Source organism: Arthrobacter sp. NPDC080082 (assembly GCF_040686595.1).
In the GTDB taxonomy this organism is placed as follows: Bacteria; Actinomycetota; Actinomycetes; order Actinomycetales; family Micrococcaceae; genus Arthrobacter.
Genome location: NZ_JBFBKQ010000001.1, coordinates 80,284 through 94,320, shown reverse-complemented (window position 1 = coordinate 94,320; position 14,037 = coordinate 80,284). Strand labels below are relative to the sequence as shown.

At 72.6% G+C, this 14,037-nt stretch carries 7 protein-coding genes; 5 read left to right on the top strand and 2 right to left on the bottom strand.

All coding sequences use genetic code 11. From position 1 onward, the window contains the following. Window positions 1-31: 31 nt before the first annotated feature. The gene (locus AB0O44_RS00350; protein ID WP_364134615.1) at window positions 32-3,331 is read left to right on the top strand and encodes an ATP-dependent DNA helicase; all 3,300 of its coding nucleotides are present in this window, start codon (window positions 32-34) and stop codon (window positions 3,329-3,331) included. Further along, a complete protein-coding gene (locus tag AB0O44_RS00345; RefSeq protein ID WP_364132954.1) occupies window positions 3,328-6,816 on the top strand; it encodes an ATP-dependent DNA helicase in 3,489 nt (1,162 codons plus the stop codon). Before AB0O44_RS00350 ends, AB0O44_RS00345 begins: the two co-directional genes overlap by 4 nt. A gap of 6 nt (window positions 6,817-6,822) precedes the next feature. On the opposite strand, the gene AB0O44_RS00340 is transcribed toward AB0O44_RS00345, so the two are convergent. Beyond that, window positions 6,823-8,217 (bottom strand): macrolide 2'-phosphotransferase, encoded by a 1,395-nt coding sequence (locus AB0O44_RS00340; protein ID WP_364132951.1) that lies wholly within the window; start codon window positions 8,215-8,217, stop codon window positions 6,823-6,825. A 166-nt stretch (window positions 8,218-8,383) separates the two neighbouring features. Between AB0O44_RS00340 and nudC the strand changes: the two genes are divergently transcribed. From nudC to AB0O44_RS00325, 3 genes are all read left to right on the top strand, one after another. Continuing rightward, complete coding sequence (gene nudC, locus AB0O44_RS00335) at window positions 8,384-9,466, top strand: NAD(+) diphosphatase (RefSeq protein WP_364132948.1); 1,083 nt, start codon at window positions 8,384-8,386, stop codon at window positions 9,464-9,466. Window positions 9,467-9,571: 105 nt separating this feature from the next. Further along, entirely contained in the window at window positions 9,572-11,674 is a 2,103-nt protein-coding gene (locus tag AB0O44_RS00330; RefSeq protein WP_290256460.1) for an ATP-dependent DNA helicase UvrD2, read from the top strand. Further along, the gene (locus AB0O44_RS00325) at window positions 11,674-12,279 is read left to right on the top strand and encodes a M48 family metallopeptidase (RefSeq protein WP_364132945.1); all 606 of its coding nucleotides are present in this window, start codon (window positions 11,674-11,676) and stop codon (window positions 12,277-12,279) included. Before AB0O44_RS00330 ends, AB0O44_RS00325 begins: the two co-directional genes overlap by 1 nt. 89 nt (window positions 12,280-12,368) lie before the next feature. Here the strand turns inward: AB0O44_RS00325 and AB0O44_RS00320 are convergent, their stop codons facing one another. Next, window positions 12,369-13,826 (bottom strand): zinc-dependent metalloprotease, encoded by a 1,458-nt coding sequence (locus tag AB0O44_RS00320; protein ID WP_364132942.1) that lies wholly within the window; start codon window positions 13,824-13,826, stop codon window positions 12,369-12,371. Between the last annotated feature and the right edge of the window lie 211 nt (window positions 13,827-14,037).

Genomic DNA, 14,037 nt, shown 5'->3' with positions numbered 1-14,037 from the left:
CGATTCACGCACCACCGTGCCCAACCAGGCCATGCAAGAAACAGCTGTCCCCGGCACCACCGTGCCCGGGCTGACGCTGCTGCCGCCGCGGACCCGGCACGCGCAGGCCCCGGAGCTTTCCGCGGACCAGCGCGCCGCCGTCGAACCCGCGCGCGGGAGCGGGCCGGTCCTGGTGCCCGGCGCGCCCGGCACGGGGAAGTCCACGGTTCTGGTGGAGGCCGCGGTGCACCGTGCCCGGCGGGACGGCCTGGATCCGGAACGGATGCTCATCCTGGCCCCGGGGCGGCTCGCCGCGGACACGTTGCGGGACCGTTTCACCGCGCGGCTGGACCGTAGCCTGAGTACGACGCCGGCACGCACCTGGGCGTCCTACGCCTTCGACCTGATCCGGCGGGCCAAGGCCGAGGGGGTGCTGCCCCTGCCGCGGGCGCCGAAGCTGCTCTCCGGCCCCGAACAGGACCTGATCATCAAGGAACTCCTCGAGGGCCACGCGCGTCCGGGCTTCGAGCTGCCCTGGCCGGAGGACCTCGGCGCCGCCCTGCCCACCCGAGGCTTCCGGCAGGAGGTGCGGCAGCTCTTCGACCGGATCATCGAATCAGGGCGCACCGCCGAGGACCTCGCCGTACTGGGCCGCCGTTGCGGCAGGCCGGACTGGGAGGCCGCCGCGGCGCTCTACGCCGAGTACCGCGACGTGCTGGACCTGCGGATGCCGGAATCCTTTGACCCCGCCGGCATCATCACCGCCGCCCGCCAGATCTTCCAGGACGCGCCGGACTTCCTGGCCGCCGAACGGGACCGGCTGCAATTGATCCTGGTGGACGACCTCCAGGAGGCGAACCCGGCAGTCTTCGAGCTGCTGGCCGACATCGCCTCCGGCAAGGACGCCCTGGTGACCTACTGCCCGGACACCGTCGTGCAGGGCTTCCGCGGTGCGCGGCCGGACCTGGTGTCGGAACTGCCCCGGCTCCTCGCCCCGGGCGGCACCGTGCTGGAACGGCCGCTCTGGACGGCGCACCGTCAGGCGCCCGCCGTCGGGCAGGCCTGGCAGGCCGTCGCCGAACGGATCTCGCTCCGCACCGGCGGCGCCACCGCGCGGCGGCTGGACTACCCGGCACCGGCGGCACCGGAACCCGCCGCCCCAAACCCAGCCGCGCCAAACCTGCCAGTGTCCGGCACCGTAGAGGGGCACCTGCTGCCCTCACCGGTCCACGAACTGCGTTATGTGGCCCAGCGGATCCTCGAGGCTCAGCTGAACGAGGGCCGCGCCCTGGGCGACATCGCCGTGATCGTCCGCAACGGCGGCCAGCTTAGCCAGCTGCAACGGCACCTGGCCGGGCAGGGCATTCCCGTGCGGATTCCCGTGGCCGAGGCCGCCGTCCGGGACGAGGTTGCGGTGCGGCCGCTGCTGGACGCCTACGCCGTCGCCCTGGACCCCGAGGCCCTGACCGCCGAAGCCGCCGTGTCGCTGCTGACCTCCCGCATCGGCGGGGCCAGCTCCATCGAGCTGCGGCGGCTGCGCCAGACGCTGCGGCAGGACGAACTGCTCGGCGGCGGCGGGCGCGCCAGCGACGCCCTGCTGGTCGAGGCGCTGCTGGAACCCGGCGCGCTTGCCGCGACCGGCCTGGAGGGACGCTCGGCGCGGCGGATCGCCCGGATGATCCACGCCGGACGCGAGGCCGCCGCCGCGCCGGGCGCCAACGCCGAGACCGTGCTGTGGGCGCTGTGGAACGCCACCGGCCTGGCGAAGCGCTGGACCGAGGCCGCCCTGGCCGGCGGTGCCGCCGGCGCAAGGGCGGACCGTGACCTGGACGCCATGATGGCCCTCTTCCACACCGCCGAACGCTACGTGGACCAGCTGCCCGGGTCCGGGCCGGAACAGTTCCTCGAGTACCTGCTCAGCCAGGAACTGCCGATGGACACGCTGGCCGCCCGCGCCCAGCTGGAGGACGCGGTGGAGCTGATGACCCCGGCCAGCGCCGCCGGGCGGGAATGGCCCGTCGTCATCGTGCCCGGACTGCAGGAAGGCGTCTGGCCCAACACGCGGCTGCGCGGCGAGCTGCTGGGCAGCACGCTGTTCGCGGACGCGGTGGAGCACGGAGTGGACTACGCCCTGCGTCTCGATCCGCTCAGCCGGCTCCGGGACATCCGCTACGACGAACTGCGCAGCTTCTCCACCGCAGTCTCCCGCGCCCGCGAGGTGCTGATCTGCACCGCCGTGTCTTCCGAGGACGAGCAGCCCTCGTCCTTCCTCGACTACGCAGCGCCGCTGGCCCCGGGCCAGGACCGGCGGGGCTACACCCCGGTGGAACGGCCGCTGACGCTGCGGGCCCTGGTCGCGGAACTGCGCCAGCACGCCCAGGCCGGGACCGCCGAGGGCGAGGAGGCCGCAGCCATCCTGGGGGCGCTCGCCGCCGCCGAACCGCCCGTGCCCGGCGCCCATCCGGACCAGTGGTGGGGCCTGGCTCCGCTGTCCTCGGCGGAGCCGGTGGTGCCGCCCGGCGGCACGGTCTTCGTCTCACCCTCCAAGGTTGAGACGGTGCAGAAGTCGCCGCTGGACTGGTTCGTCCAGGCTGCCGGCGGGGAGGCCGCCACGGACTTCGCCCGCAGCCTCGGCACCCTCGTCCACGCCATCGCGCAGGACCTTCCCGAGGCCTCCGGCGGCGAATACGTGGCCGAGCTGGTCAAGCGCTGGCCCACCCTGGGCATGAAGGACAACTGGGAGGGCAAACTGGACTTCCAGCGGGCCGAGGGCATGGTGCGCAAGCTCGCCCAGTACGTCCTGGTGATGCGCAGCGAGGGCCGCAGCCTGCTCGGGGTGGAGCAGGATTTCGAGGTCAAGCTGGCCGACGTCGTCCCCGCCGGAGCGGCAGAGGACGGCGACGGCTGGCCCGCGCGCGCTGCGGTGCTCCGCGGCCAGGTGGACCGGCTGGAGATCGACGGCGAGGGCCGGCTGGTGATCGTGGACCTGAAGACCGGCAAACGTCAGCCCGGCAAGGCCGAGCTGGAACGCCACCCGCAGCTCGGCGCCTACCAGGCGGCCGTCCTCGCCGGAGGTTTCGCCGGCCCCGACGACGGGCCGCCGCCCCGGCCCGGCGGTGCCGTCCTCGCCCAGCTGGGGACCACCACCAAGAGCCCTGGCGTGCAGCACCAGCCGCCGCTGGACCCGGACGCCAACTGGGCCCTGGACCTGGTGAACGACTCCGCCCGGGTCATGTCCGGCAGCACGTTCGAGGCCCGTCACGACCCGGCCAAGGGCGGCCACGGCGGCCACGGGTGCCGCCTGCCCGAGCTCTGCCCGCTCTGCGCCCGAGGAAAGCAGGTCACCGAATGAGCCTCCCGGATCCACGGTTCAGCCCCGAGGAGCTCTCGGCCATGCTCGGGGAAAAGAACCGCCCCACGGCGGAGCAGTCCCTGATCATCTCCTCGCCGCTGGCACCCCGGCTGGTCATCGCCGGCGCCGGCTCCGGGAAGACCGCCACCATGGCGGACCGGGTGGTCTGGCTGGTGGCCAACGGCTGGGTCAGCCCGGAAGAAGTCCTCGGCGTGACCTTCACCCGCAAGGCTGCCGGCGAATTGGCCACCCGGATCCGGGCGAAGCTCACCGCCCTGGCCCGGATCGCCGCCGAGGACAGGGACCACTCGGTGTTCCCCGCCGGGCTGCTCAGCACCGAGGCGCTGGAGCCTAAAGTCTCCACCTACCACTCCTACGCCAGCGGGATCGTCTCCGACTACGGCCTCCGGCTCGGCGTCGAACGCGACGTGGTGCTCCTGGGCGCCGCGCAGTCCTTCCAGCTCGCCAGCGAGGTGGTCGAAGCCTACGACGGCGACTACGAGCACTTCCGCGCCGCCAAGTCCACCCTGGTCAAGGCCGTCATCCAGCTCGCGGGGGAGTGCGCCGAACACCTGCAGGAGCCGGCCGGGGTCCGTACCTGGCTGCTGGACCGGGTCCAGGAGTTCGAGTCCCTGCCGTACCTGGCCACCGCCAAGAAGAACCCCACCCAGGCCGCGGCCGAACTCAGCGCCCTGTTCCGGACCCGCGCCAGCGTGGCGGACATGGTGGGCCGGTACGCGGAGGCCAAGCGGGCCCGCGGCGCCCTCGACTTCGGCGACCTCGTGGCCCTGGCCGCCCGGGTTGCCAGCGAGATCCCGCTGGCCGCGCAAACCGAACGCCAGCGCTACAAGGTGGTGCTGCTCGACGAATTCCAGGACACTTCCCACGCCCAGCTGGTGCTGTTCTCCCGGCTCTTCGGCGGCGGCCACGCCGTCACCGCGGTGGGGGACCCCAACCAGTCCATCTACGGCTTCCGCGGCGCCTCCGCGGGGCAGCTCTTCCACTTCGTGCGGGAGTTCCCGGTACTGGTCGGTGAGGCCGGCTCCGGTGCCGGCGGCGACGCCGGCGACGGGGGCGGGGGCCGCCGCTTCGCCGTGGCGCCGACGTCGTACCTGACCACGGCCTGGCGCAACGGCCGCACCATCCTCGACGCCGCCAACGTCATCTCGGCACCGCTCAGCCGCGCCGCCGGGGAAGCCGGTCCCGCTGGCGCCCGGGACACCGCCCCCGCCGTCGAGGTTCCGCCGCTGCAACCCAGCCCCGCCGCGGTGGAGGGCCGCGTGGTGATGGGCCGGTTCGGCACCGACGAGGAGGAAGCGGCCGCCATCGCCGGCGACGTCCTGACCTACCGCCGGACCGACTTCAGCGGCAGCGCCGGCACCGGGGACTTCGAACCGCCCGCGATGGCCGTGCTCTGCCGGCGCCGCGCCCAGATGGAGTGCATCCGCAAGGAATTCGAGCTCCGCGGCATCCCGTACGAGATCGTCGGCCTCGGCGGTCTGCTGGACACCCCGGAAATCGTCGACCTCGTCGCCACCCTCCGCGTCCTGGCGGATCCGGGCCGGTCGGACTCGCTGATGCGCCTGCTGGCCGGGGCCCGCTGGCGGATCGGACCCGCGGACCTGATGGCCTTCCGCGACTGGTCCAGCTTCCTGGCCCGGCGGCGCGGGGCGCCCGGGGCCGGCGGGGCCGGCGCCGACGAGGACCTCGACGACGCCGACACGGCCGTCATCGAAACGGACCTGACCGACGGCGCCAGCCTGGTCGAGGCGCTGGACTGGCTGCCCCGGCCCGGCTGGACCTCGGCCCACGGACGGCAGCTGGGGGCCGAGGCCCTCGGCCGGCTGCAGCGGCTCTCGGCCGAACTCCGGCAGCTGCGCAGCTTCATGGGCGACGACCTGACCACCCTGCTGGGCGAGGTGGAACGGTCCATGCTGCTCGACATCGAGGTGGCCGCCCGGCCCGGGATCAGCATCCACCAGGCCCGCCGCAACCTGGACGCCTTCCAGGACGCGGCCGCCGGGTTCCTGCACACCTCCCAGCGCGTGGACGTCCTGGCCTTCCTGGCCTGGCTCGAGGCGGCCGCAGCCGAGGAGAACGGCCTCGACGCCGCCGCGCCCGAGGCCAACCACGAGGCCGTCCAACTGCTCACGGTGCACGCCTCCAAGGGGCTGGAGTGGGACGTGGTGTTCGTCCCCGGCCTGAACGCCGGCGCGTTCCCGAGCAGCCGCGACTCCCGCTGGAGCAGCGGCTCCGCGGCCCTGCCGTGGCCCCTGCGCGGCGACCGCGCGGACCTGCCGCAGTGGGATCTCGAGCACCCGGACCAGAAGGGCTGGCTGGACGCCGAAAAGGACTTCAAGGCCGACGTCCAGGCCCACGGCGAGGCAGAAGAGCGGCGCCTGGCCTACGTCGCCTACACCCGGGCCAAGCACGTGCTCTGCGTCTCCAGCGCCGCGTGGGTGGGCTCCCGGGCCGGCATCGCCGATATGTCTCCTTTCCTGGCCGAACTGGAGGCCCTGTTGGGCCGGGGGAGTGCCGCGGTCCACCCGCTCTCGGTCTCCGAGGACGCCCTGCCGGAGGAGAGTCCGCTGACCTCGGAACTCGAGCTCGCCGGGTGGCCCTACGACCCGTTGGAGGGACCGGTCAACCCCCGCACCGGGGTACGGCTGCGCCTGCGGCCGGGTCGCCGCGCGGCCATGGACTCCGCGGCCGCCCTGGTCCTGGACCACCTGCAGCGGCCCGGGGATCGGCACCTGCCCGCGCCGGCGCCCCCGGGGCAGCCGTTGCGCGGACCCGCCGGCGGCTGGGCCCAGGAGGCCGCCACCCTGCTGGACCGCCGCAACCGGCGCACCACCGTCCACGAGGTTCACCTGCCCGGGCACATTTCCGCCTCCACCCTGGTGGACTTGGACGAAGATCCCGGCGCCGTGGTGGCCCGGCTCCGGCGGCCCGTGCCGCGCGAGCCCGGGATGTCCGCCCGCAAGGGCACGGCATTCCACTCCTGGGTGGAGGAGTACTTCGGCACGGCGGGGATGCTGGATTTGGGGGAGGCCCCCGGCTCGGACGGGCACATCGATGAGGCCTACGGCCTGGAGGCCATGGTCGAGACCTTCCGGCGCTCCGAATGGGCGGACCGGGCTCCGGCGCACGTGGAGGTTCCGGTGGAGACCAGGATCGGCGACGTGGTGGTGCGCGGCCGCATCGACGCCGTCTTCCGCGACGCCGACGGCGGCTGGGACCTGGTGGACTGGAAGACCGGCCGCCGGCCTTCGGCACGGCAGCTCACGACGAAGGCGGTCCAGCTGGCCGTGTACCGGCTCGCCTGGTCACGGCTGAAGGGCGTGCCCCTCGAGGACGTCCGGGCGGCGTTCTACTACGTGGCCGACGACGCCGTGGTGCGCCCGCACGACCTGGGCAGCGCGGCGGACCTCGAACGGATCGTCGCCGGTGCGCTCGGCCGGCCGGTGGGCGTCCCCGGCAGGTAGGACGGGCTAGTGGCGGTGGAGCGGCACGACGGTCAGCGCCGTCGTGGACGTATCCTCGCCGCTGGCCGGAGCAGGAGTGTCGGCACCGGCAGGGCTGTCGGAGACCGTTTCGCTGCGGTCCGCTGCGGAACGGTCCTCCGCGGTGGGGCTGGAAGGTGCGACGTCGGCGTCGTCAGCCTGGGTGGCTCCGCGGCCGTCGTCCCCGCCCTTCGCGTCCCGGGAGACCGCGTCCCGGGAGACCGCGTCCCGGGAGACACCGTGCGACGACTCCTCGCCACCCGAAGACTGCTCGTCCTCCTCGGGGGTGTCGGGGATCGGAGTGACGTGCACGGCGGGAGCCGCGGCGAGCGGGGCGGGCTGCCCGGCGGCCGCCTCCGGCGCGGCCATCCCGGGCGTCTCCGCCTCGGTCTCGATCGGCTGCACCGTGACCGCCGGTGACTGTGCGGGCGCCGGAGCGGGCAGCGGTTCGACGCTGATCGGCTGGCCGCCGTGGGCCGCCACGTCGTCGGCCAGCAACGCCAGCATCGACTCGCCCTCCTCGACCATCGCGGTGTCCCCGGCAGCCAGACCACGGACCAGGTACTGGGCCAGCGCGAACTCCGCGGACAGGGCCGCCCGGCGCAACAGGTGCGCATCGGGGGTGTCCCGTCGGGCGGAGGAGTACGCGGCCAGGACGCTGTCCACAAAGTCCTGGTCGTTGGAGGCGACCAGCCAGGCCATGTCGTCGGCAGGGTCGCCGATCCGCAGGTCGGTCCAGCCGGTCACGGCGGTGACCCGCTCGCCGTCGACCATGATGTTGTCCTCGTGCAGGTCGCCGTGCACGACGCTGGGATTGAAGCGCCACAGGGTGACGTCCTCCAACGCGTGTTCCCAGCGCCGCAGCAGCAGCGGCGGGATCTTCCCGGTCGTGGCGGCCTGGTCCAGCTCATTGAGGCGGCGCTGGCGGAACTCGTTCGGGGTGTATGTGGGCAGGTCGGCGTTGCTGACCAGCGAATGCGGAAGATCGTGGATCGCGGCGAGGGCAGCACCCACCTCCCGGGCCAGCGCGGGCGTCCCGGAGCCCAGCTCCTCCACGGAGCGGGTGCGTCCCGCGAGGTGGGCGTACACAAACGTGCTCAACTCGCCCTGCCGCACGGTTCCGGCCACGGTGGGCATCAGGAACGGAAGTTCGGCACGGATCCCGGGGGTGAAGGCCCGCAACACCAGGAACTCGGTCTCCAGCCGTGCGCTGGCCTCCGCATGCCGCGGCGACCGGACGCGCCAGCGCTTCCCCTCGGAATCCAGCAGCAGGGCGGAGTCGAAGTCAGCCGCATCGTCGGGCGCGGAGCACACGGCCGTAGGGGTCAGTCCGGGGACCGCTGCCGTCGCTACCGCTGCCAGTTCGATTGGGTTTCTTCTCACGTTCCCACGGTAGATTGACCGGCGCCCAACACGGCGAGGCAGGGCGGCGAGTCTGAAAGTTAGGCCCGAAAACGCCCCCCGGACCCGGCAGACACGGGCCTCGCTGGGCCGCCGTCGGCCTTCCTGGCAAATGTCAATTGTCAGCGGGGGTGGGTACGGTGGAGATATGAGTCTTCCGGAGCCGTCCGCGTCCACCACCACGACGCCCGCCGCGTCCCGGCAGGGCGGGACCGGACAGCCGGCCAACCACCTCAGGGAGACCGTCCTTCCGGTCCGGGCCGCCCTCATCGACCGGCGCTCCGCCGCACGCATGCGGCCCGGGATGCTCGACGAACTCCTGGACGCCGACGGCGTGCAGGCCATGGTGCTCTCCCGCCGCCAGGCGCTGGTGGGCGGGGACGGTTTGGTGTTCCTCGACGCCAAGGCGCTCGCGGGCCGACTCAAGGGCACCGATTTCGAACCCCTCCACGTCGTCTACCTCGGGGCTTCCCTCGACGCGGACAGCGGGAACCCCGCTCCGGCGTCCCGGCCCGGCACCGAGTTCGTGCTGTTCATCCTGCCGGAGCAGTTCGAGGTCCGCGCGGAGCCGTTCGAGCAGCATGTCGACGGGATCCCCGCCGGGGCGCAATGGGCCGGATTCCGCGAGGTGGCGGGACGCCTCGACGCCCCGGACACCGCCCTGTTCATCGAAGCCAGCGCCATCGCCAACTGGCACGCCACCCACACCCACTGCCCGCGCTGCGGGACCGCCACCACCATCGAGGCCGGCGGCTGGGTGCGGCGGTGCCCGGCGGACAACTCCGAGCACTATCCCCGCACCGATCCCGCGATCATCGTCACGGTGGTCGGCCCGGACGGCCGGCTCCTGCTCGGCGGCGGCGGACCGCTGGATGCGAAGAACTACTCCACGCTGGCAGGCTTCGTCGAACCGGGCGAATCACTCGAACAAGCCGTCGTCCGCGAGATCGGCGAGGAGGTCGGCGTTCGGGTGACCGCCTCCCAGTACCTGGGATCGCAGTCCTGGCCGTTCCCTGCATCGCTGATGCTCGGCTTCACCGCCACCACCGGGGACACGGAGGCCCGGCCCGACGGCGTCGAGGTCACCCGCGCCCGCTGGTTCAGCCGGGAGGAACTGCAGGCCGCGGTCTCCAGCGGAGAGATCACCATCTCCAGCCGGCTCTCCATTGCCCGGGCCCTGATTGAACACTGGTACGGCGGCGTCATCCAGGACGCCCCCGGCACCCCCTGACCCTCCGATATTTGAGCAGCAGACGTGAACACAGATCTTTTCTCCGCCGGATCATTTCCCGGCACCCCGCCCGCCGAAGGGCTTCCCGCCGCGGATGAGCGTTCCCTGGAGGAACGCATCCTCGGCGGACTCGACGCCGAACAGCGCGAGGTGGCCAGCAACCTGACCGGGCCCATGTGCGTCCTCGCCGGCGCCGGCACCGGCAAGACCCGCGCCATCACACACCGCATCGCCTACGGCGTGCACTCCGGCGTCTACAGCCCGCAGCGGCTGCTGGCCGTCACGTTCACTGCCCGGGCCGCGGCGGAAATGCGCAGCCGGCTCCGTGACCTCGGCGTGGGCAACGTCCAGGCCCGCACCTTCCACGCCGCCGCCCTCCGCCAGCTGCAATTCTTCTGGCCCCAGGCGATCGGCGGTGCCCTGCCGAACCTGCTGGACCACAAGGCCCAGATGATCGCCGAGGCCGCCCGCCGGCTACGGCTCAGCACAGACCGGGCCTCCATCCGCGACCTCGCCTCCGAGATCGAATGGGCCAAGGTCTCCATGCTCACCCCGGCCAACTACCTGGAGAAGGCCCAGGGCCGCGGCACCCCCGGCGGCTTCGACCTGACCGCCGTCGCCCGCGTCTTCCAGTCCTACGAGGACGTCAAGACGGACCGCAACGTCATTGACTTCGAGGACGTCCTGCTGATCACCGTCGGCATCCTGCAGGAGGACCCGAAGGTCGCCGCCACCGTCCGGGAACAGTACCGGCACTTCGTGGTGGACGAATACCAGGACGTCTCGCCGCTGCAGCAGCGGCTCCTTGAACTCTGGCTGGGCGGCCGCGACGACCTCTGCGTCGTGGGCGACGCGAGCCAGACCATCTACTCGTTCACCGGTGCGTCCCCCAAGCACCTTCTGGGCTTCAAGGCCCAGTACCCGGACGCCACCGTGGTGAAACTGGTCCGCGACTACCGGTCCACCCCGCAGGTGGTCCGGCTCGCCAACGACCTGCTCGCCGGCCGGCGCAGCGGCGGCCCCGTCGCGGACGCGGCCTGGGCGACGCCGCTGCAGCTCGTCGCGCAGCGCCCCGCCGGTCCCGTGCCGCACTTCACCGAATGCTCCGACGACGAGGCGGAGGCCGCCACGGCCGCCCAGAACATCAAGGCACTGCTGGAGGCGGGCACGCCGGCCAGCCAGATCGCCGTGCTCTTCCGCACCAACGGACAGTCGGAGGCGTACGAGCAGGCCCTCGCCTCGGCCGGGATCGGCTACCAGCTCCGCGGCGGGGAACGGTTCTTCGCCCGGAAGGAGGTCCGGGACGCCATCCTGCAGTTGCGGGCCGCCACCCGGGCCATCGACGGCGCGGACGGCCCGGAACCGCTGGGCCAGCTGGTCCGGGACATCGTGTCCTCGCTCGGCTACACCGAGGAGGCTCCGCACAACGGCGGCGCCCTGCGGGAACGCTGGGAATCCCTGGCCGCCCTGGTGGCCCTGGCGGACGAGCTCGTCGCGGCCCGGGGGCCGCAGTTCGGCCTCGCCGAGTTCGTCAACGAACTCCAGGAACGCTCCCTCGCCCAGCACGCCCCGACGGTCCAGGGCGTCACCCTCGCCTCGCTGCACGCGGCCAAGGGCCTGGAATGGGAGGCGGTGTTCCTGGTGGGCCTGAGCGAGGGCCTGATGCCCATCTCCTTCGCCGACACCCCCGAAGCCGTCGACGAGGAACGCCGGCTCCTCTACGTCGGCATCACCCGGGCCAAGGAACACCTGTACCTGTCCTGGTCCACCGCGAGGACCCCGGGCGGCCGGGCGAACCGCAAGCCCTCCCGCTTCCTGGACGGGCTGAGGCCGGATTCCGTCGCCTCCTCCAGCGCCCGCGGCAAGGGCCCGGCCCCACGCCGCAAGGCCGCCGCGCCGGCGTCGTGCCGGGTGTGCGGCAGCATGCTCAGCAGCGGCGCCGAACGCAAGGTGGGCCGGTGCAACCAGTGCCCGCCCAGCTACGAGGAACAGACTTTTGACGCGCTGCGCCAGTGGCGGAAGGCCACCGCGCTGGAATCGGACGTCCCGGCATTCGTGGTCTTCACCGACGCCACCCTGACGGCCATCGCCGAGGCCCGCCCGGCGACCCTCCAGGAGCTCGCCACGCTGCCCGGCGTCGGCGCGTCCAAGCTGGAGAAGTACGGCGAGGCGGTCCTGGCCATCCTCGCGGAAAGCACCACCGCCTGATGCCGGGCAGGGCTGCGGGAACGCCGACGACGACGGCGGACGGCGCGCCGGTAGAGGTGCGCCGCTCGGCCCGGCGCCGACGCACGGTGGCGGCCTTCTGGGAAAACGGCACCGCCGTCGTGGCCATCCCCGCGCACTTCAGCGGCGCCCAGGAACGCGAATGGGTGGAGCGGATGCTGGCCAAGCTCCGCGCCCAGGGAAGCCGGGGGCAGAAGGGGAACGGCCGGCGCCGGCCGGGCAGCGACGCGGCCCTGGCATCCCGGGCGGCGGAGCTCTCCGCCACCTACCTGGGCGGCCGGGCCGAGCCCGTGTCGGTCCGCTGGGTGACGAACCAGAACTCCCGCTGGGGCTCGGCGACGCCGTCGGAGGGCACCATCCGGCTCTCGCACAAGCTGCAGCAGATGCCGCAGTGGGTCATCGACTACGTGCTGCTGCACGAACTCGCGCACCTGCTGGTGGCTGCGCACAACGCCGCATTCTGGCGGCTGCTGGCGGCCTACCCCGAGACGGAGCGGGCCAAGGCCTTCCTCGAGGGCGTCTCCTTCGCCACCGCCCGCGGGCTCCCCGCCGACGAGGACGACGTCGAGGAAGCCCCGGCCGGCTAAGCCGCGACGCCGGCCCCCAGTGGCTGGACCGCGGGGGAGCCCGGGCCGGTCAGGCCCGGACGCCGCCCGGCGGACTAAGCTTTGGCGGACTAGGCCTTGGGGGAGTCCCCGTTGGCGTCGCCGGCGTCGCCCTTGGTGTCGCCGTCGCCCTTGTCGCTCGGGCCGTCGCTCCCGCCGTCGCCGGTGCCGGGCTCGGGGGCCTCGTCGAAGCCGCCGCTGAGCAGCTTCTGCAGCGCGTCGTCGACCTCGGTGTCCGAGGCCTCCGCCAGCTTGCGGCGTTCGCTGAAGCCCTTCGGGTCATCGAGGTCCTCGGCGGTGGGCAGCAGGTCCGGGTGCTGCCAGATGGCGTCCCGGCCCTCCACGCCGCGTTCCTCCTTCAACTGGGCCCACAGCGTCGCGGCCTCGCGCAGCCGGCGCGGCCGCAACTCCAGGCCCACCAGGGACGAGAAGGCGTGTTCGGCCGGTCCGCCGGTGGCACGGCGGCGGCGGACCGTCTCGCGCAGGGCCGCCGCAGAAGGCAGCAGCTTCTCGGTGGCGGCGGCGGTCAGCTCGTCCACCCACCCCTCCACCAGAGCGAGCGCGGTCTCGAGCTTCTCCAGTGCCTGGTCCTGGGCGGGGGTGCGCTGCGGCATGAAGACACCCTGGGAGAGGGCCTCCTGGATGCCTTCGGGGTTGCTGGGGTCCAGCTCCCGGGCGAGGTCCTCAATCTTGGAGGTGTCGATGTGGATGCCCCGGGCGTAGGCCTCGATGGCGCCCAGCAGGTGCCCGCGCAGCCAAGGGACCTGGACGAACAGCCGGGCGTGGGCGGCCTCGCGGACGGCCAGGAAGAGCCGGATGTCGTTCTCGGGAAGGCTGAGGCCCTCACCGAACTTGGCCACGTTGGCGGGGAGGAGCGCCATCTCCAGGTCGGCCAGCGGGACGCCGATGTCGGTGGAGCTGACCACCTCTGCGGAGAGTGCACCGATCGCCTGGCCCAGCTGCATGCCGAAGATCGCGCCGCCCATGTTCTGCAGCATCGAGGAGGCGCCGCCCATCATGGACTTCATTTCCTCGGGCATCTGTTCGGTCATCGCGGTGGAGAGTGCGTTGGCGATGCTGTTGGCCACCGGCTCGGTCAGCCGCTTCCAGGTGCCCAGGGTTTCCTCGACCCACTCGGCCCGGGACCAGGCACGGCCGATCAGCCCCGTGGAGGGAAGCTCGGTGACCTGGTCCAGCCACAGCTCAGCCAGCCGGAGCGCCTCGTCCACCTCGCGGGACTGGGCGGCGGTGACGGAGGGGTCGGAACCGCTGGCCGCGACCCGCCGGGCGTTCTCGTGCGCCAGCTGCCAGTTGACGGGCCCGTCGGAGGAGGCGCTCATCATGGCCTGGACCTGCGAAAACATCTGCGCCAGCAGGTTGGGGTCATCGGGCAGGCCCGCGGCTTTGGCCAGTTCGGCCGGATCGATGTTCCCCATGCCCTTGCCGCCCATCAGGTTCTGCAGCATTTCCGCCAGCGGATCCTTGGGCTCGTCGTCCCCGTTGGACGGTTGGTGTGGGTTAGAGGTCATGATCCCGCCGATCGTCGGTGTGACTGGTACTCAACTTCACGCTACCCCTCCCGCTCAGCGGCTGTCTTGCAGAAACCGGCGCCGTTCGCTGTCGGCAAAGCACTCCGGCACCCCGCGAGCGCGTAGTGTGGGGCTCTGGAATATTTGCATGGCTGACGCGCCGTTTCCGGGCGCCGGCCCAGCGTCCGGACCACCCCCGGCAGGGGTGCCG